Origin of the sequence: Psychrobacter sp. SHUES1 (assembly GCF_001652315.1) — a bacterium.
GTDB classification, from domain to species: domain Bacteria; phylum Pseudomonadota; class Gammaproteobacteria; order Pseudomonadales; family Moraxellaceae; genus Psychrobacter; species Psychrobacter faecalis.
Genome location: NZ_LXWA01000097.1, coordinates 21717 through 46739 on the forward strand (window position 1 = coordinate 21717; position 25023 = coordinate 46739).

Genomic DNA, 25023 nt, shown 5'->3' on the forward strand with positions numbered 1-25023 from the left:
TTTAATTAACGTCAATTGCTCAATGCTATTTTTATAACATCGAGCAGTACGTTACTTACTTAGAGTATAGCTCAACGATCAAGCTTTCGTTGATTTCAGCAGGTAGATCAATGCGATCAGGCGCTTGTTTAAACGTGCCTTGTAGTTTACTGTGGTCAACATCTAGCCATTCTGGAATACCACGTTGTGTCGCTAGTTCAATAGCGTTTTTAATACGTAGTTGTTCGCGAGACTTCTCACGGATAGCGACGACATCACCATCTTGCAACTGAATTGATGGAATGTTCACACGAACAAACTCATCGCGGCCAGCTTTTTTTACCATCACAGTGCGATGGCTAACTAGCTGACGTGCTTCAGCACGAGTTGAGCCAAAGCCCATGCGATAAACGACGTTATCGAGGCGACTCTCAAGCATCGCTAGTAGGTTTTCACCAGTAGCACCGCGCTTACGAGCAGCTTCTTTATAGTAGTTGGCAAACTGGCGCTCTAATACACCGTAGATACGCTTAACTTTTTGTTTTTCACGTAACTGTAGAGAGTACTCTGAGCTCTTATTACGGCTAACACCATGTTGACCAGGTGGACGAGCCGCTTTTTTCGTTTTTACGTCATATGGTTTAACACCAGACTTAAGGCCTAAGTCTGTACCTTCACGACGTGATAATTTGAGTTTTGGTCCAATATAACGGGCCATTGTTATGTCTCCTATAAGCTCTTATGATAAAAAGCTTCGTCTTTAATATTAGACGCGGCGCTTTTTCGGCGCACGGCAACCATTGTGTGGGATTGGGGTTACATCAGAGATGCTGTTAACTTTATAACCCAATGCACCAAGTGCTCTTACCGCAGACTCACGACCCGGTCCTGGTCCTTTAACCAAAACGTCGATATTCTTAACACCATATTCTTGAGCCGCTTTACCAGCGACTTCAGCTGCAACCTGAGCGGCAAATGGTGTAGATTTACGTGAACCACGGAAGCCTTGTCCACCTGAAGTGGCCCAAGCCAGTGCATTACCTTGACGATCGGTAATCGTAACAATGGTGTTATTAAAAGACGCATGGATATGGGCAACGCCCTCCGATACTGAACGACGAGTCACTTTTTTGCGACTACGAGTGTCTTTAGCCATCTTTTAGCTTCCTAAGTTAATTATCTTTTGAGAGGGCGTGTCGGACCCTTACGAGTACGAGCGTTGTTCTTGGTGTTCTGACCTCTAACTGGCAAGTTACGGCGATGGCGGATGCCACGGTAACAACCAAGATCAACCAAGCGCTTGATATTCATTGACACTTCACGACGAAGATCACCTTCAGTCATGTAATTTGCAACTTGTGCACGGATAGCATCTAACTGTGTATCATCTAACTGGCTAACTTTAGTAGTAGGGGCAATGCCAACTGCTTCTAAGATTTTCTGAGCAGTGGTACGACCTATACCAAAGATATAAGTTAGTGAAATAACAGCATGCTTATTATCCGGAATGTTTACGCCGGCAATACGAGCCATTGATTTCTCTCCATTAAAGAAAAATAAGCTTTATTCATTAATAAAGCGTTATTTTTCAGATTTGTTGCTGTCAATACTAAAGCTTTTATAATTATTATCGCTGCTTCAACTTGAGAACAAGTCTATTCATTGACCATTTTATAAAAGATTTCGCATAAACTACGGCAAGTGGCGGATGATATCGCATCCGCCGTCATTTTTCAAGTATTAATTGTATAAATCCAATAAGCGTCACGCTTTATGTCTTTAAAATATTAACCTTGACGTTGCTTGTGGCGAGGTTCTGCGGTACAAATAACATGTACACGGCCTTTACGGCGCACAACTTTACAGCTACCACAAATCTTTTTAACTGATGCTTGAACTTTCATAGCATACTCCTTTGAGATATCGTACCGCTCATTTAAGGTTGAGTGGGCGATTGAATTAACGTCTGATCATGATATTGATGGGTCATCAAATGTGCTTGGATTTGCGAGATGAAGTCCATTACCACAACCACCATAATCAGTAATGACGTACCACCAAGTTGAAACGGTACACCAAACGATGACTGCACGACCATTGGCATTAAACAAATAACCGTCATATACATCGCGCCAATAAAGGTCAGTCGGTTTAATACATGATCAAGGTAACGCTGAGTTTGTTGTCCGGGGCGAATACCTGGGATATACGCACCACTACGTTTAAGGTTTTCAGCAACTTCACGCGGACTAAATACTAATGCCGTGTAAAAGTAACAGAAGAAAATAATCATTGCGCCAAACAGAACCAAATACAGCGGCTGCCCTGGAGACAACACCAATGCCATATTTTGTAATATCTTTTGTGTAAAGGTAGGGTCAGCCGATTGACCAACCCACTGCCCTAAGCTTGCGGGAAACAACAATAACGAGCTGGCAAAAATGGCAGGAATAACCCCTGCCATATTTAGCTTAAGCGGCAAATGTGACTGCTGCTGAGCGTAAATTTTGCGACCTTGTTGTTGCTTCTGCGCATAGTTTACTGGGACACGGCGCTGGGCACGTTCAATATAAACGATACCAGCAGTCACTGCGATGCCTAGCAATACAAAGATAAAAAGCACAATCAAGTTCATCTGCCCTTGATTGACCTGTTCGATAGACTGCGAAATCATACCTGGCGTACCAGCCACAATACTCGCAAAGATGAGCATTGAGATACCATTACCCACGCCGCGTTCTGTAATCTGCTCACCGAGCCACATTAAGAACATAGCGCCAGCTACCAATGAGGTAACTGCTGGAATATAAAAAGTCAAACCAGTAGATAAAGTAAGATTCTGACTGATAAGGCCAGCACACATCCCTAATGACTGTACTAGCGCCAATGCAAGCGTACCCTGACGGGTGTACTTGTTTAGCTTACGTCGTCCCGCTTCGCCTTCTTTTTTCAGGGCTTCAAGCGATGGCAGTACCGCAGACATCATCTGAACGATAATCGATGCTGAGATATACGGCATGATACCAAGTGCCATGATGGACATACGCTCTAGTGCACCACCTGAGAACATGTTAAACATGCTCAAAATGGTATTTTCGTTGCGCGAAAACAGATCAGCCAAGTTAACCGGATTGATACCCGGTACTGGAATATGTGACCCTAAACGATAAACAATCAATGCGCCGATTAAGAATAATAAACGCGTCCATAATTCATCATACTTACGTATAAAGGCAAATGGATTGAGCGGTATACCAGTCGATGACATTGATTGTTTTGACACGTTACTACTCCTCGATGCTACCACCAGCAGCTTCGATTGCTTGCTTGGCGCCTTTAGTCACTTTGATACCTTTAAAGGTATAAGCTTTAGTGACTTCGCCTGACAACATAATACGAACGCGTTTCATGTCATGACGGATAACGTTAGCAGCTTTTAATGTTTCAATGCTAACCACATCGCCTTCGACTTTGTTTAGTTCAGACAGACGAACTTCAGCAGTCGTCATTGCCATTTTACTGGTAAAGCCAAATTTTGGTAGGCGACGATATAAAGGCATTTGACCGCCTTCAAATCCTGAGCGAATGCTAGAACCTGAACGAGATTTCTGACCTTTTACACCGCGACCACCAGTTTTGCCAAGACCTGAACCAATACCACGACCACGACGTTGGGCAGTTTTTTTCGCGCCAACACCTGGTGATAATTCATTTAATCTAAGTCCCATTACGCTTCCTCCACTTTTACCATGTAGTTGACGCGATTGACCATACCACGCGTTGAAGGAGTATCTTCTACTTCAACAGTATGACCAATACGGCGTAAACCCAATCCTTTCAAGCTCGCTTTGTGGCTCTTGAGGCGATGGGCACCCGATTTAAATTGAGTGACTTTCATTTTTTTCATCGTAACTCACCTAGTTTCTAAGTTAACCCAAGATTTCGTCTACAGATTTACCACGTTTTGCTGCCATCTTTTCTGGAGTTGACATATCACGTAAACCGTTGAATGTTGCACGTACAACGTTTGCCGTGTTGGTAGAACCATGAGATTTCGTTAAAACGTCTTTAACACCAGCAACTTCTAATACCGCACGCATTGCGCCACCAGCGATTACGCCAGTACCTTCAGATGCAGGCTGCATGTAAACTTTACTAGCACCATGACGTGCTTTGATCGGATGGAACAAAGTTGCACCATCAAGCTCAACAGTAATCATGTTGCGCTTAGCAGCTTCAAGTGCTTTTTGGATAGCAGCTGGCACTTCACGTGCTTTACCACGACCAAAACCAACACGGCCATTACCATCACCCACTACGGTTAGCGCAGTGAATGAGAAAATACGACCACCTTTAACCACTTTTGCAACGCGATCTACGGTAACTAAGCGTTCTACTAGACCGTCAGTCTGTTCATTTTTATCATTTTTATCATTTCTAGCCATGATTAAAACTCCAATCCGTTTTCGCGAGCAGCTTCAGCTAAAGCTTTTACTCGACCATGATATTTAAAACCACTACGGTCAAAGGCAACTTTAGTAATACCAGCTGCTTTTGCGCGTTCTGCGATCAATTGGCCCACAGACGTCGCTGCATCAACGTTACCAGTTGCACCTGAACGTAAGCTGCTGTCTAAGGTAGATGCCTGAGCAATCACTTCACCACCGTTTGGAGAGATAATTTGGGCATAAATATGTCTTGGGGTGCGGTTAACCGTTAAGCGATTTACGCCTAAAAAACGGATATGTGCACGGGTTTTCTTTGCTCGACGTAGACGAGCTGCTTTTTTATCAAACATTTCAACTCACCTTATTTTTTCTTGGCTTCTTTGCGAATCACATGCTCGTCACTATAACGAATACCTTTACCTTTATAAGGCTCTGGTGGGCGGAAACCGCGGATATTAGCCGCTGCTTGACCAAGCTGCTGCTTATCGTTTGATTTTAAAACGATTTCAGTTTGCGTTGGGGTTTCAGCTGATACACCTTCAGGTAGCGTATATTCTACTGGATGTGAGTAACCAACGTTTAGCGTTACTTTATTACCAGTAGCTTGAGCGCGATAACCAACACCAATAAGTTGAAGGCGTCTTTCAAAACCTTCGTTTACGCCTATTACTAAATTGTTTAGTAAAGAGCGCATGGTGCCAGTATGCATCATGGCTTCTTTTGAATCGGCTGCAGGTGAGAGAAGAATTGCATCATCTTCCTGTTTTAGCTCGACCAATTCATGCAGGCGTAAAGACATATTGCCATTTTTGCCTTTAACTTCGACCTGCCGATCGTTCAAAGTAACACTTACGCCGCTAGGCAGTGCTACTGGGGCTTTAGCCACACGAGACATAGGAATATTCCTTAAAAAAATTAACTTACTTTTATTAGCGAAAAAACTAACAGGCTAAAAAGCGTGTTAGTTTAGCATAATTGACTGCATTAGGCACCTATCAATGTTAAAAAATATGTATGATAAAATTGATAAGTGCCCAACGAAGATCAAGTAGACTTTATCGTCTCGTTACCGATAGCAATGATTGCTAATTAAGCAACGAATGCAACGATTTCACCACCGATACCAGCAGCGCGTGCAGCACGATCGCTCATGATACCTTGGCTGGTTGATACGATAGCAACACCCATACCTTGTTTAACAGTAGGGATAGCGTCTTTACCGCGATGCTGGCGTAGGCCAGGACGGCTATAACGTTGGATCGTTTCAATAACCGCTTTGCCTTCGAAGTATTTTAATTCAATGGTCAAAGTTGCTTTGTTATTTTCTTGCTCAGTCACAACAGCGCTGGCTACATAACCTTCGCTTACTAATAAGTCAGCGATTGATTTACGTAGTTTAGAGCTCGGCATTGCTACCGATACTTTATTAGCCATTTGTGCGTTACGAATACGGGTTAGCATATCCCCAACGGTATCTTGCATACTCATATCGTTACTCCTTACCAGCTTGCTTTACGAACACCAGGCACATCGCCTTGCATGACACGCTCACGCAGCATATTGCGTGATAAGCCAAACTTGCGGAAGTAACCGTGAGGACGACCAGTGATAGCACAACGGTTGCGTAGACGTACTGGTGATGCATTGCGTGGTAGGGCTTGTAGCTCTAGCATCGCTTCCATACGCTCTTCGTCTGATGCGTTGATATCACTGATAGTTTCTTTTAGCTTAATACGCTTTTCAGCATATTTAGCAACCATTTTTTCGCGTTTCAATTCGCGGTTAATCATGCTCTTCTTTGCCATAACGTCTTTACCTTATTTAAATGGGAAGCCGAATGCTTTAAGCAACGCACGACCTTCTTCATCATTACCAGCTGACGTGGTGATAGTCACATCCATACCGCGGATACGATCAATCTTGTCAAAGTCTACTTCTGGGAATACGATTTGTTCTTTGATACCCAATGAGTAGTTACCACGTCCGTCAAAGGCTTTAGGTGAAAAACCGCGGAAATCACGAATACGAGGAATTGCAATGGCAATGAGACGATCTAAAAATTCGTACATTTGCTCACCGCGTAGCGTTACTTTACAGCCAATTGGCCATTCTTCACGAATTTTAAAGCCAGCAACTGATTTGCGCGCTTTGGTGACGACAGGTTTTTGACCAGCGATAGCGGTCATGTCAGCTACAGCACCTTCAAGCAATTTTTTGTCTTGAGACGCGCCGCCTACACCCATATTAAGCGTGATTTTAGTGATTTTAGGCACTTGCATCACGTTCGCCAAACCAAGCTCTTCTTTGATTTGTTGCTTTAATTCTTCGTTATATAAAGATTTTAATCTTGCCATTACCATTACACCCTTAGTGTCTTACGCAGTCGCCACTACTTCACCGTTCGAACGATAGACGCGTTGTTTCTTGCCGTCTTCACCGAACTGATAAGTAATACGATCAGCTTTTTGGGTTTGCGCATTTAAAATTGCGACATTTGAGATATGCAAAAAAGCTTCTTGCTTAACGATGCCACCTTCAGTACCAGTTGCCTGATTTGGCTTCTGATGTTTGGTGACAATGTTAATGCCTTCAACTTTAATACGATCGTTTTTTACAGCTTGTACAGTACCTTGCTTGCCTTTGTCTTTCCCAGCAATCACGATAACTGTATCGCCTTTACGTAATTTTGACATGGATTACCTCACAATACTTCTGGTGCTAGTGATACAATTTTCATAAACTGATCACCACGTAGTTCACGAGTTACCGGTCCAAAAATACGAGTTGCTATCGGAGCTTTGTTTTGGTTCAACAATACCGCAGCATTGTCATCAAAACGCAGAACTGAACCATCAGGACGACGAACGCCTTTTTTGGTACGTACAACTACAGCATTCATCACGTCGCCTTTTTTGACACGACCACGCGGAATGGCTTCTTTAACCGTTACTTTAATAATGTCGCCAACTGATGCATAACGACGATGAGAGCCACCCAGTACTTTAATGCACTGAACTCGTCTTGCACCGCTATTGTCTGCAACTTCCAGCATCGATTCAACCTGAATCATAGCGTTACTCCACACGTATGAGCAATAAAAACCAGTTGCTGCCGCTAGCACAGAATGAGTAGTCGGCATTTTAATATTAATAACCGCTGCTACTCTTAATGTGAGTGATATACGCTCGGCGCAATCAGCATCCTTAAAAAGGCGGCTATTTTAACAGCTTCTGGCTTTTAATGCAATTTACTTAGATTTTTTCTACTTTTTCAACCACTTCAACCAAAGTCCAAGACTTGGTTTTTGAGATTGGACGCGTTTCTTTGATGCGGACAAGGTCGCCTTGTTGACAAACGTTATCTTCATCATGAGCTTTGATTTTTGTAGAACGACGAAGCTGTTTGCCATACAAAGGATGACGAACCAGACGCTCAATCAAAACTGTGATGGATTTGTCCATCTTGTCGCTGACAACTCGTCCTGTCAATACGCTAGCATTAGCTGTTTGATTGTTATCGCTCATGAGTCGCCTCGTTGTTTCTCGTTAATCAAAGTCTGAATCTGAGCAATCGTGCGACGATTGCTTCTGACTTCATGGGTGTTACCCAACTGACCCGTTGCTTTAGCCATACGAATACGGAAAGCATCAAGTTGCTTTTCATCAAGTAACTGAGTCAGTTCTTCTAATGATTTATCACGTAATTCACTGATCTTCATTACATTATCGTCCGCTTAACAATGGTAGTTTTAAAGGGCAGTTTTGCTGCAGCAAGCGTTAACGCTTCGCGAGCAAGTTCTTCTGAAACCCCTTCGAGTTCATATAGCACTTTACCAGGTTTGATTTCACATACCCAATACTCAACTGGACCTTTACCTTTACCCATACGTACTTCTAGTGGTTTGTTGGTAATAGGTTTGTCTGGGAATACACGAATCCAAATCTTACCGCCACGCTTGATTTTACGAGTGATGGTACGACGTGCTGCTTCAATTTGACGGGCAGTCATACGACCACGAGTCAACGATTTTAGACCAATTTGTCCGAATGCAACGGTGCTTCCACGGTGAGCAAGACCTGTGTTACGACCTTTGTGCATTTTACGAAACTTGGTACGTTTTGGCTGTAACATAGTTTAACCTCTGTCTGTGTTTCGACGGTTTCCGTTTCCACGACCACGGCGTTTTGGCGCACGAGTCTGCTCTTCTTTGACGGGATTGTATACGCTGTTCATACCGTCAAGGATTTCGCCACGGAAAATCCAAACTTTTACACCGATAGTGCCGTATGTGGTTTCTGCACGAATTGACGCGTAGTCAATATCAGCGCGGAGTGTATGCAATGGCACACGACCTTCACGGTACCATTCAGTACGAGCAATCTCAGCACCGCCAAGACGGCCAGACAGCTCAACTTTGATACCTTTAGCACCAGAACGCATGCTGTTCTGTACGGCGCGTTTCATCGCACGACGGAACATAACACGGCGCTCAAGCTGGCTGCCGATACCGTCTGCTACCAAACGTGCATCAAGATCAGGTGATGTGATTTCTTCAATGTTGACCTGAGCAGGTACGCCCATAATTTTGGTCAATTCTTTTTGAAGTCTTTCGATATCTTCGCCTTTTTTACCGATAACAATACCAGGACGCGCAGTGGCGATGGTAATCTTAGCAGCACCAGTAGGACGCTCAATCATAATGTTGCTGATCATAGCGTTGTCTAGTTTTTTGCGTAGATACTCACGAACTTGAATGTCGTTGATGAGGTATTCTGAGTATTGTTTAGGGTTAGCATACCAGTTTGCGTTATGCTTTTTGACAACACCAAGACGAATTCCGATTGGATGTACTTTTTGACCCATAACTTATTCTCCTACCTTTATAGTGATGTGACAAGTACGCTTACTGATACGATCAGCGCGACCTTTAGCACGTGGTAGGATACGTTTTAGCGTAATGCCTTCATCAACGTAGATGGTTGATACTTTAAGAGTATCGATATCTAAACCGTTGTTGTGTTCGGCATTGGCGATGGCTGAGTCAAGACATTTCTTAACGAAGACAGCGCCTTTTTTATTACTATACGTTAGGATATCCAAAGCACGCTCGATAGATTTGCCACGAACTTCATCAGCAACGAGTCTAACTTTTTGTGCCGATATGGCGGCACCGCGTAATTTTGCAGTTACTTCCATGGTAAGCACCTTATCTCTTAGCTTTCTTGTCAATGCCATGACCACGATATGTACGAGTCGGGGCAAATTCACCTAGTTTATGACCAACCATCTGCTCGCTTACGATAACCGGTACGTGAGTACGGCCGTTGTGAACAGATAAGGTTAGGCCAACCATTTGTGGCAAAATCATCGAGCGGCGCGACCAAGTTTTAATTGGTTTGCGTGAGTTGGTATCTAATGCATTCTCAACTTTAGCAAATAAGTGCGCGTCTATGAATGGACCTTTTTTCAATGAACGAGGCATGAAATTCTTCCTTTATTTCTTCTTGGCGCGGCGGCGGATGATCATACTGTCAGTACGCTTATTATGACGCGTTTTAAGTCCTTTAGACTTCTGACCCCAAGGGCTGGTTGGATGGCGACCTTTGTTACGACCTTCACCACCACCGTGTGGGTGATCAACCGGGTTCATAGCGACACCACGAACAGAAGGACGAACACCGCGCCAACGTGAAGCACCGGCTTTACCAAGTGATTTCAAGTTATTTTCAGTGTTAGAAACTTCACCAATAACAGCACGGCAGTTCACGTGTACGCGGCGAGTTTCACCTGAGCGTAGACGTAGAATAGCATAAATACCGTCACGACCTAGTAGCTGAACGCTGGCACCCGCAGAACGAGCTAGCTGTGCACCTTTACCGATTTTAAGTTCGATATTGTGAATCACAGTACCCAATGGGATGTTTTTCAGTGGTAAGCAGTTACCTGGACGGATTGGAGAGTTCTCTCCTGACATGACGGTATCGCCAACTGCTTGTTTTTTAGCAGCAATGATATAGCGACGTTCGCCGTCAGCGTACTTAAGTAAAGCAATGTGTGCAGTACGGTTAGGATCGTATTCGATACGCTCAACCACAGCTGGGATATTGTCTTTAGTACGTTTAAAATCGATAATACGATAATGCTGCTTATGACCACCACCAACGTGACGAGTCGTGATGCGACCATTATTGTTACGACCACCTGACTTACTTTTTGATTCGAGAAGCGCTGCAAAAGGACGACCTTTGTAAAGGTGTGGATGCACCACTTTTTCAACAAAACGACGGCCTGGTGATGTTGGCTTTGCTTTTACGATAGGCATGAGTGTAATCCTTATTCGTTGTTCGCTGTTTCACTAGTAGAAGCAGTCGTGTTTGCGACTTCTTCACCAGCATCAGCCATTTGTACATCTTGACCAGCTTTTAAGGTAACGTAGGCTTTTTTATAGTCATTACGACGGCCGATATTTTTACCAAAACGCTTTGTCTTACCTTTAACATTCAAAGTGTTTACTTTTAAAACTTCAACGCCTTCGAACATCATCTCAACCGCTTTTTTGACTTCAAGCTTAGTAGCATTAGAGTCAACTTTAAATACCTGTACACCAAGTGAGTCGCCAAGCATTTGAGATTTTTCTGAGAATACAGGCCCTCTTAAGACCTGATAAAGTCTTGCGTTATTCATGCTAGTGCTTCCTCAAATTGTTTCGCAGCTTCAACTGACATGATTACCTTATCAAAAGCAATCAAGCTCACTGGATCCACTTCGTTTGTACCAAGTACATTGACGTGTGGGATGTTGCGCGCAGCTAAGTATAGATTTTCGTCAACTTCTTTGGTGACGATGAGTGCACGAGGTGCGCCCAAATCATTTAACTTTGCAATCAGCTCTTTGGTCTTAGGACCAGAAACGCTTAGCTCTTCAACCAAAATCAAACGCTCTTGGCGAATCAATTCGGCTAGGATACACTGCATCGCACCGCGATACATTTTGCGGTTAACTTTCTGTGACCAATCTTGTGGTTTGGCTGCGAATGCACGACCACCTGAACGCCAGATTGGGCTACGAATAGAACCTGCACGAGCGCGACCAGTACCTTTTTGGCGCCATGGCTTGATGCCACCACCAGAAACTTCGGCACGGGTTTTTTGAGCGCGTGTACCTTGACGAGCACCAGCAAGATATGCGGTGACGACCTGATGCACTAATGCTTCGTTGAATTCACGACCGAAAGCCGTATCAGAAAGCTCAACTGCCGCCCCTGTAACTGTTTTTAAATCCACGTTAATCCCCTTGCTTAGGCTTTGACTGACGGACGTACGATGACATCGCCACCGGTGGCACCTGGGATAGCACCCTTGATGACAAGTAACCCTTTTTCAACATCAACCGATATCACTTCTAGGCCCTGAACGGTAACGCGTTTGTTACCCATTTGACCTGGCATTTTTTTGCCTTTGAAGACTTTACCTGGTGACTGGTTTTGACCAGTTGAACCAAGGACACGGTGAGACACTGAGTTACCATGAGTGGCATCTTGCATGCTAAAGTTGTGACGCTTTACGCCGCCTTGAAAGCCTTTACCTTTACTCTGTCCTGTGACATCTACAATCTGACCTTGTTCGAACAAGTCAGCTAGGATCTCACCACCAATTTCACGACCTTCAAGATCGCTGTCATTGGCACGAAACTCCCATACACCACGGCCAGCTGCAACGCCAGCTTTAGCGAAGTGACCTTTTTGTGCAGCAGTTACGCGGCTGTCACGACGAGTACCTGTGGTAACTTGAATGGCTTGATAGCCATCTACATCAGTATTTTTTACTTGAGTAATGCGGTTAGCATGGACCTCAACCACTGTGACAGGAATAGATTCGCCTGCTTCAGTGAAGATACGGGTCATGCCGCATTTTTTACCGACTAAACCGATCGCCATTTTAGACCTCTTTATATCTTATATTAATGGGTTGGGTGTGTTTTGCATTAACCCAAAGCAATTTGAACGTCAACACCCGCCGCTAAGTCTAACTTCATTAGCGCATCCACAGTTTTGTCGGTAGGCTGAACGATATCAACCATACGCTTATGAGTACGGATTTCGTACTGGTCACGAGCGTCTTTATTAACGTGTGGTGAGGTTAGAACGTTGAAGCGCTCAATGCGAGTCGGCAACGGTACAGGACCACAAACTTGCGCACCGGTGCGCTTTGCAGTATCAACGATCTCTTGTGCAGATTGATCAATCAGACGATGATCAAAAGACTTAAGACGGATACGGATTCTCTGGTTAGCCATGCCAGCAAGCTCCTAATATGTGCTTTTGTCATTCTTGCTTTGCAAAGATATGAGCAAAAGCCGTTTGGTTAAATATTCACTTTAAGCGGCCTTCTGTTCTTAACCAGAATGAGTTCGTTACCGGAACTTATAGCGTGCCAAAAGCAAAATAGTTTAAAGCCCCGCCGACCCTTCCATTATAGGATGTCAGCAAAGGCATAATGAAATAGTGCTAGAAACGATGCTCTAGCTGTCATAGCGCCAGCTGTTTAATTGGCTGCGCATATATAATTCAGTGGTGTGTATTATACATAGTATTTCACTCATTGCAAGGGTAATATCGGCAGTGTTTTGAGATATCCCCCTTTATAAACAAGCGTTTTTATCGATAGTTTCCTTATCAAAACCTCATTTAAGATACTTTATAATGGTATAAGTTTACGCTGGCACTAATCCAAAACGATGTCATATTGCTCTTGGGTATAGAGATTTTCGACCTCAAAGGTAATCACTCTACCTAATAGATACTCTAAATCTGCGACGGTGTCTGATTCGGTGGTCAACAGTAAGTCAATGACGGCAGCATGGGCAACCACGGTAAATTTCTTGGGCGAGTTATAAGTTCGCGCACAGCGCATGATCTCGCGAAATATCTCAAAGCAGACAGTTTCAGCCGTTTTAACAAAGCCGCGACCCTGACAGGTTGAGCAGGGCTCACATAGCTGCTGTCCAAGCGACTCACGGGTGCGTTTACGCGTCATTTCAACCAGCCCAAGCTCACTGACTTGGGTGATTTTGGTTTTGGCGTAGTCCTGCGCCAACTGCGCTTGCAGGCTCTCTAAAATATCGTCTTTATGCTGCTGCTCAAGCATATCAATAAAATCTAAGATAATAATGCCGCCAAGATTACGCAGGCGTAGCTGGCGTGCGATGGCGTGAGTGGCTTCTAAATTGGTTTTATATACCGTATCTTCTAACGAGCGACCGCCGACAAAAGAGCCGGTATTGACGTCAATGGTGGTCATGGCTTCGGTTTGATCGATAATCAGATAGCCACCAGACTTTAAATCAACACGGCGTTTTAGGGCATCGCGCAAATCATCCTCGACACGGTGGACGTCAAACAAGGACGGCTCGGCAGTATAATGCACAATACGGTCGTAGATGAAAGGCACAAACTCTTTGGCAAAGTAACGGACTTGCTCATAGATTTGCGCGTTATCAATCACTACTTTTTCGGTATCGGCATGCACCAAGTCACGAATGGAGCGCAGCGGCAGTGATAATTCTTGATAAATAAGCTCAGAGCTTTGATTTGGTTTTGTTTCTTGGCGACGGGCGCAAATGGTGCGCCAGAGCTGCAATAAATAGTAGATATCTTCTTCGAGTTTATTAACCGGTACACGCTCAGCGGCGGTACGCGCAATCAGGCCACCTTGTAGGTTGACCGTTTGCATCAGGCTCGCAAGTTCAGTCTTGAGACGAGTACGTTCTTCTTCGCCATCAATACGCTGCGAGATACCGATATGGTCGCTCGACGGCAGATACACCAAGTAACGTGATGGCAGCGATATATTGGTGGTTAAACGCGCGCCCTTGCTACCGAGCTGGTCTTTGGTAACTTGTACTAAGATACGTTGGCCTTCGTGCAGCCGATGCTGGATAAGAGATTTTGTAACAGCTACAACCTCAGTACTGTGCGCACTGACCACAGGCGGCGTCACCGCCAAATCATCAGCGGTAGCTTCGATAACAGGACGTTCGTTATCAGTATTTTCTGAGGTCTTATTTTTGCTCTCGCTGACAGGACGCGGTTCGCGCTGCATATCATTGACATGTAAAAACGCCGTGCGTGACTGGCCGATATCGACAAAAGCCGCTTGCATACCCGGAAGCACGCGTACTACCGTGCCCAAATAAATATTACCGACCAAGCCCAGTTTATGATGACGCTCGATATAAATCTCGCCCAACACCCCGTTATCTAACACGGCGACGCGCGATTCCATGGGACTAATATTAATCAGCAGCTCTTCGGACATAATATTTTCTCTTAGCACTCAGCTTTCTTGTGAAGCGTTCATCGTTTGGTAGCCTCACAGTGTAACAAATGCACCTTGGGTTTGCCCATTATCCTAGCGTGTCATTATGTGCAAATGATTGAGTGATAGCCTTTTGCCAGTTCATATAAAATTAGCCGTTTAATTGTCTTAAACCAAATACGCTTTACTCTAACCTATTTGTTTACTCAGTTTATTTCTTCAGTGCTTAGGTTTTCTTATTGCCGCTAACAGTTGTGATATTTTTAATCAACGCCATAGTTTGTGCCAGCGGCAAACCAACCACATTGGTATAGCTGCCATTAATGCGGCTTACCCAGGCGGCGCCCAAACCCTGAATACCATAACCACCAGCTTTATCAGCAGGCTCGCCGCTGTCCCAATAGTTTTGCATCATCTCTTCGGTTAAAGAAATAAAGGTGACATCGGTGCGCTCAGTGATTTGTTGTTGATTCACGATCTGAAATGCTCTGCCGGAGGTTGGAGAGCTTGAAGACTTAGCAGATAACAATACTTCAGTTGCTTGCACTGCTGTCCATACTTGGTGGGTGTCATCAGACATCTGTTGCCACATGCGGTAAGCGTCTGCTCGGCTGTCGGGCTTGACCAATACCGTTTTGCCATCGGCTAAGACGCCAATGGTATCAGCGGTTAAAATAATTAGAGATGCAGACAAATCAGTTTGCCTGTCGTTTAACTTTTTATTTAGCTCTTTATTCAATTGCTCTAGCGCCGCTTCTGCTTTGCTAGCAACCATACGTTCAATGTAATCTTTAGGAGATTCATTCGCGTGTGGCGTTTCATCAATATCGACGCTCATAACCGTAAAGTTTAGTTGCGCTCTGGTTAGCAGCTCGTGACGCCGCGGCGAGCCAGACGCTAAAATGAGATTCATTGTGTTAACTCTTATTTTATAAATTTATGGTTTTTCAGCTTTATGAAACAAATAAATGTAAAAAACTAGCGTGCAAATCTCCGTAATGCTAATAACACTAATGGCCAGCTGATGATACTCATAAGCAACGATAGAGCAGATTGGGCAACAAAGGTATTTTGGATAAATAGTTGCAATATCCATAAGCTGACTTGGAAAACAACCAATCCTAAGCTCGCAATAAGCCAAGCGCTAATGGTATTAAGCTGTCTGATATAAATACTGGTGATTTTTATGACCATCGCTACCATAACGGCGGCGAACGCTTGCTGACCTAAGTGGGTATCCATTAATAAATCGGCGATAATGCCGATAGCAAAGGCGCTAAAAATCCCGACGTAGCGCGGCTGAAACAGTAACCAAAAAATCAGCACCATGATCATGACCATTGGACGCAGTGCTGCCATACTTGGGCTTAAAGGATAGACGCTCAGCGATGAGGCAATAATAAAACTCAGTATAATCAAGGCCGGGAGTACCCCAGTTGCATCATCAAAATCCGCGTATGCCATGAATACTTACCTTTAGCGAGAGTTTAGCAGCTATTTAATCGTTCAGTTAATATTGAAAAGAGTAGCAACGCTAGTTGACCAAATAATTTTGAATACTATTTATCTTATCTGTCTATCCAGACGTCTATGTAAATGTCTGTGCAAATGTCTAGGCTATCAATAATGACGCGCAAAGTGGACTTATGAGTAAGCTGACAAGCCCTTAGTTTTCTTTAATACCAGCATTTCTTCTATTAACCAGTTTATCTTGCAGCACCAAGACATAAGCATTGTCGATAAAGTTTGCCGCTGGCGTGACTTCAATACTTCTAAAGTTATCTTCTTGCGTGTCTTCGACATGGGCAATGCGACCAACGCGATAGCCCGCCGGAATACGTCCACCCAAGCCTGATGACACCAGCTCATCGCCGACGCGCACATCTGAGGTTTTAAAGACGTAATTAAGGCGTAATGAGGTCGGTATGCCCTCGCCCGTGACGATAGCCCGCTGTCCGGTACGTTTGACGGTCACAGCAACCGATTGCTGCTCATCGGTAATCAGCAATAAGCGACTGGTATTGGGGTAGACATTAATAATCTGACCTAAAATGCCCACTTCATCGATGACCGTTTGACCCACTTGCACGCCATCTTGCTCGCCTTTATTCAGTACCACAATTTGTCTGAGCAGATTGGTATCCGTTCCAATCACTTGCGCTAGGTTTAAATCAAATTGCTCAGGGCGCGTGGTCGATAAGATACCTTGCAAGCGCGCGTTTTGTGCCAAGACATAATCCTGCTGCTGCAGCTTAGCTTGGGCATGGATAAGTTGCGTTTTTAGCTGCATGTTTTCACGGCGTAGCGCTTCTTTGGACTGCAAGCTGCCGCTCGACCAGTGTTTTGCATAACTTGGTAATAACGACAGCTCATAAATAGGCTGCATGGCGGCATGGGTGGTCAAGCGTATCGGCTTAAACCATTCTGGATTTTTGCTATCAAACCACATCAATACCAGCGCCACTATCAATACGATAGCAGTCTTACGAAGCGCGAGCGGCTGACGAGCAAAAATACTTGGAATCATAATTGGTCTAATTTAGAGGTTTTAAGGTGAGCAATATCTGCGACGCGCCATAAGAGCAACAAATATCAGCCTATAGCGTCAGTTTAAAATAATGTCGATATATTATTAGCGACGTTTAGCTGATATCGTTCTGCTATTGCATTTTGGTATGGCTAAATGTCATTAAAGGCAACCTTATTGGCTACCTTTAATAGGAAAAAACAAATAGAATCAAACAATTTTTATAGCGCGGTAATATTTACAACTTAAACAAAAATCATATTTAGGCTTTTGTTGTTGATAAAATCAAGCGCAATACCGCCGCCACGGCTGACACAAGTCAATGGCTCTTCAGCGACCGTTACAGGCAGACCGGTTTCTTTAGAGATAAGCTTGTCTAAATCACGCAGCAATGCACCGCCGCCCGTCAAGACAATACCGCGCTCAGCGATGTCTGATGACAGCTCAGGCGGCGTTTGCTCAAGCGCTGCTTTTACTGCGCTGACGATACCGCTTAATGGGTCGCTGAGGGCCTTTTGTACTTCTTCTGAATTGACTGTAAAGGTCTTTGGTACGCCTTCTGCCATACTACGACCGCGAACTTCAACTTCTAACTGGCTGTCTTCATTTAATGCCGAACCCACTTCTTGCTTGATACGCTCAGCGGTGGTTTCACCAATCACGCAACCATGCGTACGGCGCACATGAGTAATAATCGCTTCATCAAACATATCGCCGCCGATACGAATCGACTCGGCATAGACGCAGCCTGACAGCGCGATAACAGCAATCTCAGTGGTGCCACCACCGATATCAACGACCATTGAACCACTGGCTTCATGCACGGGCATGCCAGCACCGATAGCGGCGGCCATAGGCTCTTCTAGCAACAAGACTTTGCTCGCGCCAGCCGACGATACCGCTTCACGAATCGCTTTACGCTCAACCAACGTCGATTTGCAAGGCACACAAACCACTACGTTGGGGTGTGCCATAAAACGCTTGGCTTTTACTTTAGTGATAAAATGCTTGAGCATTTTTTGTGTCACTTCAAAGTCTGCAATCACGCCATCTTTTAATGGGCGGATAGCCGTGATATTGGCAGGCGTACGCCCTAGCATCTGTTTGGCATCAATACCAACGGCGGCGACAGTAGGGTTTTGGGTACGATTACTACGTAGCGCGACCACTGTAGGCTCGTCGAGCACCACCCCTTTGCCAGGAATAAAGATAAGGGTGTTCGCAGTACCGAGGTCGATTGCGATATTATTTGATAAAAATCCAAACGGGTTCATGGCTAATATATCCAGCGTATTACAAATGAGGCGAATGAGGCGAACGAAATTGACTGAGGGTTACTCGTCAGTGTTGAGCAGGTCGTCGTAAGACATGACCGATGGCGCGAGTTTATCATCGCAGCAAGTCAAACCGAAGCAATAATGATGAAATGAAAAAACTGAGCTAAATTATACCGATTTAGCTCAAAAAAAACACAGAAATTTGCATCAGTACGCTAGGATTTTGCCGTTAAACGCGAAAAGATGTTACAAAGTTTGAAATGACAGAGCAGAGCATGCCATTTAATGAAACATCATTTAATTCAAACACTAACAAGGCGCGATCACCAAGTATTATTGCTGTGGCGGGTTTTGCTAAGACATTTAAAGGCACTTAAAGGCATTTACTTAACGTTTCGCTGAGCAGTGGCTGCATACTGTAACGTATTTCTGAACGCAATGCTGAGCAATTGACAATCAATCCATAACTATTCGGTCAATTTTGTAACGCTCTTATTTGAGTAAAGTTAGTAAAGATACAGCAGCAATCGATGCCCTGCTCTGTAATCTTCGGTGAGATGCTTTATAATAAAGGCACTCTTTATAAAATACTCAGGTAGATCGTTTATTTGCGTGTATTTTAAACATTATTACTTTATTTAGTTATTAGTTGTTAGTCATTACCTATTTTTATCCCTACTCTAATAAAAACCATCCTTCACTGGAGAAACTATGTCACAGCAAACCCTCGCCGCTGAAAGCAATGTCAGCCGCCAAGAAATCTTAGAAGTCGCCCGCCTTGCACGCCTCGGTGTTGATGAAGACACCGCCAGCAGCTACGCCGACGATATCAGCGATGTATTAAAATTGATGCAAACGCTTGGCAGTGTCGACACTACTGGTATCAAACCTTTATCAAACATTCATGAAGTTTGCCAAGATTTGCGCGCCGATGTCGCCAAACACGATATCAATCGCGAGCGCAATCAATCGGTCGCGCCTGCTGTTGAAGCGGGTTTATACCTTGTGCCACAAGTGATTGAATAATTGCCCCAATAACTACCGTATTCCACTTTATTTAATGTTATTCACATTTTGACGGACGACACCTTATGTCTGAACTTCACCTTTTAAGTACCCAGCAGCTGATTACGGGCTTGCAAGACAAACAATTTAGCAGTGCGGAATTAACTGAGCACTATATCAAGCGTATCGACGCGCTCGACAGTAAGATTAACAGCTTTATCACCCACACCTCCGAAACCGCGCGCGCGCAAGCAAAAGCCGCTGATGAAATGCGTGCCCAAGGTGATAAGCGCACACTACTTGGCGTGCCAATGGCGCATAAAGATATCTTTTGTACCCAAGGTGTCTTAACGACTTGTGGCTCAAAAATGCTGCATAACTTTGTGTCACCTTATGATGCCACTATCGTCACCAACATCGATAAAGCCGGCATGATTAGCCTTGGTAAGCTCAATATGGATGAGTTTGCGATGGGCTCGGATAATGAAAGCTCGCATTATGGCGCGGTACACAATCCTTGGAATCTTGAGCGCGTCCCAGGTGGCTCATCAGGTGGTAGTGCCGCTGCCGTCGCCGCAGGGTTTATCCCAGTCGCTACGGCCAGTGATACTGGTGGCTCTATTCGCCAACCTGCTTCATTTTGTGGTTTAACAGGGATTAAACCAACGTATGGTCGTATCTCGCGCTTTGGTATGATTGCTTATGCGTCAAGTCTTGACCAAGCGGGTAGTATGGGCCGCAGTGCGATGGACTGCGCTTACTTATTGCAGCCAATGATTGGTCATGACCCACGCGATGCCACTTCTATCAAGCATGATATGCCAGATTATGTGCAAGATTTAAACAATGCCGTCACTGCCGCTGGCGACACCGCCAAGCCATTAGAAGGCTTACGTATTGGCGTTGCAAAAGAGTACTTTACCAAAGGCTTAGATGCTGAGGTCGAGCAAGCCGTACGGGCAGCGCTAAAACAATACGAAGCGCTTGGGGCGACGATTGTAGAAGTGAACATCACTGACCCTGAAATTACCCTTGCGACTTATTATATGCTCGCACCTGCTGAAGCATCATCGAACCTATCGCGTTTTGATGGCGTGCGTTTTGGCTATCGCTGTGACAACCCAACCGACCTTCTCGATTTATACACGCGCTCACGCTCAGAAGGCTTTGGCCCTGAAGTACAACGCCGTATCTTAACCGGAACTTACGCGCTATCAGCCGGTTACTTTGATGCCTATTACACTAAAGCTCAAAAAGTACGCCGACTCATCGTACAAGACTTTGAAGACGCCTTTGCTAACTGTGATGTCATCGCCAGTCCTACCGCGCCAACAGCAGCTTATAAACTTGCTGAAGACCTTGACCCTGCGACCATGTATTTGGGTGACGTATATACCATCGGTGTCAACTTAGCCGGTCTCCCTGCCCTTAGTCAGCCGGTTGGGTTAACCTCAAACGGTTTACCAATTGGGCTACAATTGATTGGTCAATATTGGCAAGAAAGCAAACTGCTCTCTACCGTGCATTTATTTCAGCAGCATACCGACCACCATTTACAACACTCTACCATCGCGAAGGAGACGGTATAATGAACACAGCAACTACTACTGATAATGCCGCTCACCAAGGAATCGTCCGCAAAGAGCTGTTTGTCGACGGCTATGAAGTGGTCATCGGGATTGAGATTCATTGCCAACTTAATACTGAAAGTAAAATATTCTCCAGCGCGCCGACTGACTTTGGTCACGAACCAAATACCCAAGCCAGTATCGTTGATTTAGGACTGCCTGGCGTATTGCCTGTATTGAATACGGGCGTGGTCGATCGTGCCTTAAAGTTTGGTATCGGTGTCAATGCTGAATTAGGTCTATTTAACACCTTTGACCGTAAAAACTACTTCTATCCAGATTTGCCTAAAGGCTATCAAATCACCCAAATGGCCAATCCTATCGTTGGCAAAGGTTACATCGATGTGGTGGTCAATGAAGGCGAAAAAAACGAATATCCGAAACGCATGGGCATCACCCGCGCGCACCTAGAAGAAGATGCGGGTAAATCCGTACACGATGCCGTCGATGGCATGACGGGTGTCGATCTTAACCGTGCTGGAACGCCATTAATCGAAATCGTCTCTGAGCCTGACATGCGCTCAGCTGCCGAAGCGATTGCTTATATCAAAGCCATTCACCAGCTGGTCACATGGCTTGATATCTCAGATGCGATTATGGCAGAAGGCTCATTCCGCTGCGACTGTAACGTCTCTGTGCGTAAACCGGGCGCAGATTTGGGGACACGTACGGAGCTGAAAAACCTCAACTCATTCCGCTTTATCGAACGCGCCATCAATCGTGAAATCGAGCGCCAAATCGACATCATCGAGGACGGCGGTAAAGTTATCCAAGCGACGATGCTATACGACCCTGAGCGCGATGAAACCCGTACCATGCGTACCAAAGAAGACGCCAACGACTATCGTTATTTTCCTGATCCTGACTTACTGCCCGTACGTATCGAGCAGCATACGGTCGATGCCATCAAGGCTGCGATGCCTGAACTACCTGTTGCTCGCCGTGCACGCTTTGAAGAAGCGCTTGGACTATCAGAATACGACGCTCGCATCTTGACCGGTAGCCGTACGCTCGCCGATTATGTTGAAAATGTCGTCGCTGAGGTCGGGCAACAAGACGCCAAAATGGCGGCTAACTGGGTCATGGGTGATCTACTCGGTGCCCTTAACAAAGATGATAAAGACATCGCCGACTCGCCTATCAGCGCCAAGCAATTGGCTGGCATGCTGGCACGTATCAAAGATGACACTTTATCGGGCAAATTGGCCAAAAAAGTCTTTAGTGCACTTTATGAGCGCGAAGGCGGCGATGCTGATGACGCTGCTGATAAAATCATCGAAGAAAAAGGGCTTAAGCAAGAAACCGATACGGGCGCAATTAAAGCCATCGTTGAAGAGGTTATTGCCAAAAACCAAGCGATGGTCGACGAGTATCGCGGCGGTAAAGAAAAAGCCTTTAACGGTCTGGTTGGGCAAGTGATGAAAGCCAGCCGTGGCAGTGCCAACCCGCAACAAGTCAACCAAATCCTAAAAGAGCTATTGGGTTAAGGTTGAATAACTGTGTATGCAACTGACTATGATAAGTAAAATGTGATTGTAGATTTTGGCTAAAATAAATAGCCCTTGCAATATGCATAATTTTGCGTAAAATAGTCAGTCATTCGGGGCGTAGCGCAGTCTGGTAGCGCACTACACTGGGGGTGTAGTGGTCGCAGGTTCAAATCCTGCCGTTCCGACCAAACATAGTAGTTAAACAAAAAAGCCAACCATTGATATCAATGGTTGGCTTTTTTTATGCTCATTATTCTTCACTAAGTATTATAAAGACGCTTTAGTGATCGCACTTAGCGCTTCATTGATGACAAAGACTTTGGATTTGATGTCTTTAAAACCAAATGAAGTCAGTCTTTGGCTATGCTTTTCTAAATATCTGTTGGCATCGTCCAAATTATCAAACACATAGATACCGCCCGCTTCTTGCGTTGCTTCATTTTCTGTCCATAGCTTATAGACCAAACCGTTTTCGGTTGCGATATCTTCAGCCAACTCTTTCATGGCATCAAAAAACGCACTACCAAAAGGGCCACTATAAGGAAAGTCGATTTGCAAAAGGTATTTCATAATTTAATCCTCTGTATTACTGAAGGGTTGGCAATCATACATTCTGTCAGATGACTACAATCTTAACATATTACGATTCGCTATAGACTTTTAGTAAGCAAGTCGCTAGGGTAAATACTTTATATTTACTCTGGTTTGTCCTATGTTGGAGCTTACGCCGCGCCTTGATAGCTATGCACCTTGGGAAGCTTATCGGCGACCTTTTGTGCGTGATTTGGCGTATGTACTCGCCTGCCCTAACGTCTTGACGACGTGGTTGGATTTCGCACCGCATCAAACTACCCACAAAGTTGCAATACATAGCGCAGACTTTTGGCAACAGCAGTTTGAAGCTTATAAGCCGCGTTTAAAAGAGTTGGATACCACCAATGACTATCAGGCATTAACCCGCTATTTATTAAAACTTCCTAGCCCCAATCGCTTGGGTTTTCACTTTGAAGGATTGTTATCGTTTTGGCTAGAAGATGGCTTTGCACGCAAATTACATCGGTACGAGACGCTTGCCAATAACGTGCAGTTATACAATGGCAAGCAGACAACAGGCGAGCTTGATTTGATTTTGTATAATCATGAAGACAATCTGGTTGAGCATTGGGAATTAGCGATTAAGTTTTTTATGGGGTCAGCGCCGTTTGCGCCGATAAATTGGGTCGGTATCAACTCCAACGATAATTTACAGCGCAAAATGACCCATATGCAAACCAAACAATTTCGTACAGTATGGCTAGATACCGAGGCACATGGACAAGTGAAGATTGATAAACGTTATGGCGTCATTAAAGGACGTTTCTTTTTGCCAATTGGCACTTATAATTTTAATTACCCTGCGTGGCTAGCGCCAAGCTTTCCGATGCACGAATGGTGCGATAAAACTGATAATGCCACGCTTGCAACGATTGATGTAACCGCATTACGCGCCGCCCATTATATTGAATGGTTTAGCAAGCGCGACTTTTATGACAATCGTCAGTTATCCCTTATCTATTCTGAAAACGGTATTTTAAGAACAGGATTATATTTTGAAGGTGACAGGCTGATTGTGATTTATCCTAAAAAGCCTGACCCAGCAAAAGACATACGTTAAGCTTTTATTATAAACTTAATAACTCTCAATTACCTGCATCAGCTCATATCTGAGCATATCAGCACTCGGCATGCGTTCGGCATGAAAGCGCACGATAGCAATACCGGCACTGGCAAGCGCTTTGTCTTTTTTATCGTCCGCCTTTTGCCGCGCTTTACTATTATGCGTCCAATCATCAAGCTCGATGGCCAGCAAGGTAGTCTGTGCATCGATGTCCACGATGACATAGTCGACGCTTTGGCGACAAATGCGGTTAAACCAAAAGCTACGCTCCGAGGTTTCGTCACTGTTTGCTTCGATGATACGAGACAGCTGAACTTGCACAAAAATATGATATTCGGGCAGCGCATTTTTTAACTTTTTAAAAAAGATGACTTCCGTATCGGTCATGATAGGCATCGGCGCAAATGGCCAAATAGCCAGCTCATCACCGCGCACAGGTGGCGGCTCAGGCTCAGTGGAATGCTTATTAGAAAACAGTTTTGGCAGGGTGATCAGCCCAACAAATCCAACTGCTAATATTAAAAATATAACGCCAAATGACATGGTTTTACCTTATACATAATGAAAGCCGTCAGCTACGTAGAGGATGTCATTAAATAAAATGACGACACATAGCTAACCGCGACAGGGCAGCCTTTATAGGCTGACAGGTTATACAGTACAGAAAAGAACAGGAAGAAACAGAAAATAGCGGCG

At 44.6% G+C, this 25023-nt stretch carries 36 protein-coding genes, 1 tRNA gene and 1 pseudogene; 5 read left to right on the forward strand and 33 right to left on the reverse strand.

The features are described 5' to 3' along the window. Nucleotides 1–55: 55 nt before the first annotated feature. The 31 genes and pseudogenes from rpsD to A7325_RS12125 form a co-directional block, all read right to left on the reverse strand. On the reverse strand, nt 56–697 hold the full coding sequence (gene rpsD, locus A7325_RS11975) for a 30S ribosomal protein S4 (protein WP_068408447.1): 642 nt from the start codon (nt 695–697) through the stop codon (nt 56–58). A 48-nt stretch (nt 698–745) separates the two neighbouring features. Next, nucleotides 746–1135, reverse strand: coding sequence for a 30S ribosomal protein S11 (rpsK, locus tag A7325_RS11980; RefSeq protein WP_058368279.1), 390 nt, complete (start codon nt 1133–1135; stop codon nt 746–748). Between the two features lie 20 nt (nt 1136–1155). Next, complete coding sequence (gene rpsM, locus A7325_RS11985; protein WP_058025564.1) at nt 1156–1512, reverse strand: 30S ribosomal protein S13; 357 nt, start codon at nt 1510–1512, stop codon at nt 1156–1158. 254 nt (nt 1513–1766) lie between these two features. Beyond that, nucleotides 1767–1883, reverse strand: coding sequence for a 50S ribosomal protein L36 (gene rpmJ / locus A7325_RS11990; RefSeq protein WP_011279805.1), 117 nt, complete (start codon nt 1881–1883; stop codon nt 1767–1769). Between the two features lie 32 nt (nt 1884–1915). Beyond that, complete coding sequence (gene secY / locus A7325_RS11995) at nt 1916–3247, reverse strand: preprotein translocase subunit SecY (RefSeq protein ID WP_197488912.1); 1332 nt, start codon at nt 3245–3247, stop codon at nt 1916–1918. 19 nt (nt 3248–3266) lie between these two features. Continuing rightward, a complete protein-coding gene (gene rplO, locus A7325_RS12000; protein ID WP_068408451.1) occupies nt 3267–3707 on the reverse strand; it encodes a 50S ribosomal protein L15 in 441 nt (146 codons plus the stop codon). Next, a complete protein-coding gene (gene rpmD, locus A7325_RS12005; RefSeq protein ID WP_068408453.1) occupies nt 3707–3886 on the reverse strand; it encodes a 50S ribosomal protein L30 in 180 nt (59 codons plus the stop codon). The genes rplO and rpmD overlap by 1 nt, the downstream gene beginning before the upstream one ends. A gap of 22 nt (nt 3887–3908) precedes the next feature. Next, entirely contained in the window at nt 3909–4424 is a 516-nt protein-coding gene (gene rpsE, locus A7325_RS12010) for a 30S ribosomal protein S5 (RefSeq protein WP_068408455.1), read from the reverse strand. A 2-nt stretch (nt 4425–4426) separates the two neighbouring features. After that, on the reverse strand, nt 4427–4777 hold the full coding sequence (rplR, locus tag A7325_RS12015) for a 50S ribosomal protein L18 (protein ID WP_068408457.1): 351 nt from the start codon (nt 4775–4777) through the stop codon (nt 4427–4429). Between the two features lie 11 nt (nt 4778–4788). Further along, the gene (gene rplF, locus A7325_RS12020; RefSeq protein WP_068408459.1) at nt 4789–5322 is read right to left on the reverse strand and encodes a 50S ribosomal protein L6; all 534 of its coding nucleotides are present in this window, start codon (nt 5320–5322) and stop codon (nt 4789–4791) included. A 194-nt stretch (nt 5323–5516) separates the two neighbouring features. Continuing rightward, the gene (gene rpsH / locus A7325_RS12025; protein WP_068408460.1) at nt 5517–5915 is read right to left on the reverse strand and encodes a 30S ribosomal protein S8; all 399 of its coding nucleotides are present in this window, start codon (nt 5913–5915) and stop codon (nt 5517–5519) included. A gap of 11 nt (nt 5916–5926) precedes the next feature. Then, a complete protein-coding gene (gene rpsN, locus A7325_RS12030) occupies nt 5927–6232 on the reverse strand; it encodes a 30S ribosomal protein S14 (protein WP_068408462.1) in 306 nt (101 codons plus the stop codon). Nucleotides 6233–6244: 12 nt separating this feature from the next. Continuing rightward, nucleotides 6245–6781, reverse strand: coding sequence for a 50S ribosomal protein L5 (gene rplE, locus A7325_RS12035; RefSeq protein WP_068408463.1), 537 nt, complete (start codon nt 6779–6781; stop codon nt 6245–6247). A 21-nt stretch (nt 6782–6802) separates the two neighbouring features. Beyond that, the gene (gene rplX, locus A7325_RS12040) at nt 6803–7120 is read right to left on the reverse strand and encodes a 50S ribosomal protein L24 (protein WP_068408465.1); all 318 of its coding nucleotides are present in this window, start codon (nt 7118–7120) and stop codon (nt 6803–6805) included. Nucleotides 7121–7128: 8 nt separating this feature from the next. After that, nucleotides 7129–7497, reverse strand: coding sequence for a 50S ribosomal protein L14 (gene rplN, locus A7325_RS12045; RefSeq protein WP_010196702.1), 369 nt, complete (start codon nt 7495–7497; stop codon nt 7129–7131). A 181-nt stretch (nt 7498–7678) separates the two neighbouring features. Further along, complete coding sequence (gene rpsQ, locus A7325_RS12050) at nt 7679–7951, reverse strand: 30S ribosomal protein S17 (protein ID WP_068408467.1); 273 nt, start codon at nt 7949–7951, stop codon at nt 7679–7681. Beyond that, nucleotides 7948–8145: a 50S ribosomal protein L29 gene (rpmC, locus tag A7325_RS12055; RefSeq protein ID WP_068408469.1), complete on the reverse strand. Its 198-nt coding sequence runs from the start codon at nt 8143–8145 to the stop codon at nt 7948–7950. Before rpmC ends, rpsQ begins: the two co-directional genes overlap by 4 nt. Continuing rightward, nucleotides 8145–8558, reverse strand: coding sequence for a 50S ribosomal protein L16 (rplP, locus tag A7325_RS12060; RefSeq protein WP_068034608.1), 414 nt, complete (start codon nt 8556–8558; stop codon nt 8145–8147). Before rplP ends, rpmC begins: the two co-directional genes overlap by 1 nt. Continuing rightward, nucleotides 8456–9290, reverse strand: a pseudogene (gene rpsC / locus A7325_RS12065) (30S ribosomal protein S3). The gene rplP and the pseudogene rpsC overlap by 103 nt, the downstream one beginning before the upstream one ends. A 3-nt stretch (nt 9291–9293) precedes the next feature. Continuing rightward, nucleotides 9294–9623: a 50S ribosomal protein L22 gene (rplV, locus tag A7325_RS12070; protein ID WP_068408473.1), complete on the reverse strand. Its 330-nt coding sequence runs from the start codon at nt 9621–9623 to the stop codon at nt 9294–9296. Between the two features lie 10 nt (nt 9624–9633). Then, nucleotides 9634–9909, reverse strand: a complete 276-nt coding sequence (gene rpsS, locus A7325_RS12075; RefSeq protein ID WP_010196682.1) for a 30S ribosomal protein S19 — start codon at nt 9907–9909, stop codon at nt 9634–9636. 12 nt (nt 9910–9921) lie between these two features. Then, a complete protein-coding gene (gene rplB, locus A7325_RS12080; protein WP_068408475.1) occupies nt 9922–10749 on the reverse strand; it encodes a 50S ribosomal protein L2 in 828 nt (275 codons plus the stop codon). An 11-nt stretch (nt 10750–10760) separates the two neighbouring features. Then, on the reverse strand, nt 10761–11111 hold the full coding sequence (gene rplW, locus A7325_RS12085) for a 50S ribosomal protein L23 (RefSeq protein WP_068408477.1): 351 nt from the start codon (nt 11109–11111) through the stop codon (nt 10761–10763). After that, nucleotides 11108–11710, reverse strand: a complete 603-nt coding sequence (rplD, locus tag A7325_RS12090) for a 50S ribosomal protein L4 (RefSeq protein ID WP_068408479.1) — start codon at nt 11708–11710, stop codon at nt 11108–11110. Before rplD ends, rplW begins: the two co-directional genes overlap by 4 nt. Nucleotides 11711–11724: 14 nt before the next feature. Continuing rightward, nucleotides 11725–12363 carry a 50S ribosomal protein L3 gene (rplC, locus tag A7325_RS12095; protein WP_068408481.1) on the reverse strand — a complete coding sequence of 213 codons (639 nt, stop codon included), beginning with the start codon at nt 12361–12363 and terminating at the stop codon, nt 11725–11727. A 47-nt stretch (nt 12364–12410) separates the two neighbouring features. Next, the gene (gene rpsJ / locus A7325_RS12100; RefSeq protein WP_010196670.1) at nt 12411–12722 is read right to left on the reverse strand and encodes a 30S ribosomal protein S10; all 312 of its coding nucleotides are present in this window, start codon (nt 12720–12722) and stop codon (nt 12411–12413) included. Nucleotides 12723–13150: 428 nt separating this feature from the next. After that, complete coding sequence (locus A7325_RS12105) at nt 13151–14743, reverse strand: Rne/Rng family ribonuclease (protein WP_068408484.1); 1593 nt, start codon at nt 14741–14743, stop codon at nt 13151–13153. Between the two features lie 226 nt (nt 14744–14969). Further along, entirely contained in the window at nt 14970–15656 is a 687-nt protein-coding gene (locus A7325_RS12110; protein WP_068408486.1) for a Maf family protein, read from the reverse strand. A 65-nt stretch (nt 15657–15721) separates the two neighbouring features. Next, nucleotides 15722–16207 (reverse strand): rod shape-determining protein MreD, encoded by a 486-nt coding sequence (gene mreD, locus A7325_RS12115; RefSeq protein WP_068408488.1) that lies wholly within the window; start codon nt 16205–16207, stop codon nt 15722–15724. A 202-nt stretch (nt 16208–16409) separates the two neighbouring features. Further along, nucleotides 16410–17270, reverse strand: coding sequence for a rod shape-determining protein MreC (gene mreC, locus A7325_RS12120; protein ID WP_068408490.1), 861 nt, complete (start codon nt 17268–17270; stop codon nt 16410–16412). Nucleotides 17271–17515: 245 nt separating this feature from the next. Continuing rightward, complete coding sequence (locus A7325_RS12125; RefSeq protein ID WP_068408492.1) at nt 17516–18544, reverse strand: rod shape-determining protein; 1029 nt, start codon at nt 18542–18544, stop codon at nt 17516–17518. Nucleotides 18545–19258: 714 nt separating this feature from the next. On the opposite strand from A7325_RS12125, the gene gatC reads away from it, so the two are divergent. The 4 genes from gatC (at nt 19259) to A7325_RS12145 (ending at nt 22858) form a co-directional block, all read left to right on the forward strand. Next, entirely contained in the window at nt 19259–19573 is a 315-nt protein-coding gene (gatC, locus tag A7325_RS12130; protein WP_068408494.1) for an Asp-tRNA(Asn)/Glu-tRNA(Gln) amidotransferase subunit GatC, read from the forward strand. A gap of 65 nt (nt 19574–19638) precedes the next feature. Further along, on the forward strand, nt 19639–21141 hold the full coding sequence (gene gatA, locus A7325_RS12135) for an Asp-tRNA(Asn)/Glu-tRNA(Gln) amidotransferase subunit GatA (protein ID WP_068408496.1): 1503 nt from the start codon (nt 19639–19641) through the stop codon (nt 21139–21141). Continuing rightward, nucleotides 21141–22667, forward strand: a complete 1527-nt coding sequence (gene gatB / locus A7325_RS12140; RefSeq protein WP_068408498.1) for an Asp-tRNA(Asn)/Glu-tRNA(Gln) amidotransferase subunit GatB — start codon at nt 21141–21143, stop codon at nt 22665–22667. Before gatA ends, gatB begins: the two co-directional genes overlap by 1 nt. A gap of 114 nt (nt 22668–22781) precedes the next feature. After that, a tRNA-Pro gene (locus A7325_RS12145) sits at nt 22782–22858 on the forward strand. Between the two features lie 79 nt (nt 22859–22937). On the opposite strand, the gene A7325_RS12150 is transcribed toward A7325_RS12145, so the two are convergent. Then, a complete protein-coding gene (locus tag A7325_RS12150) occupies nt 22938–23240 on the reverse strand; it encodes a monooxygenase (protein ID WP_068408500.1) in 303 nt (100 codons plus the stop codon). A 142-nt stretch (nt 23241–23382) separates the two neighbouring features. Between A7325_RS12150 and A7325_RS12155 the strand changes: the two genes are divergently transcribed. Then, nucleotides 23383–24324, forward strand: coding sequence for a DUF1853 family protein (locus tag A7325_RS12155; protein WP_068408502.1), 942 nt, complete (start codon nt 23383–23385; stop codon nt 24322–24324). Between the two features lie 15 nt (nt 24325–24339). Here A7325_RS12155 and A7325_RS12160 read toward each other — a convergent pair whose 3' ends face one another. Continuing rightward, nucleotides 24340–24870 carry a DUF2726 domain-containing protein gene (locus A7325_RS12160; protein WP_068408504.1) on the reverse strand — a complete coding sequence of 177 codons (531 nt, stop codon included), beginning with the start codon at nt 24868–24870 and terminating at the stop codon, nt 24340–24342. Nucleotides 24871–25023: the final 153 nt, after the last annotated feature.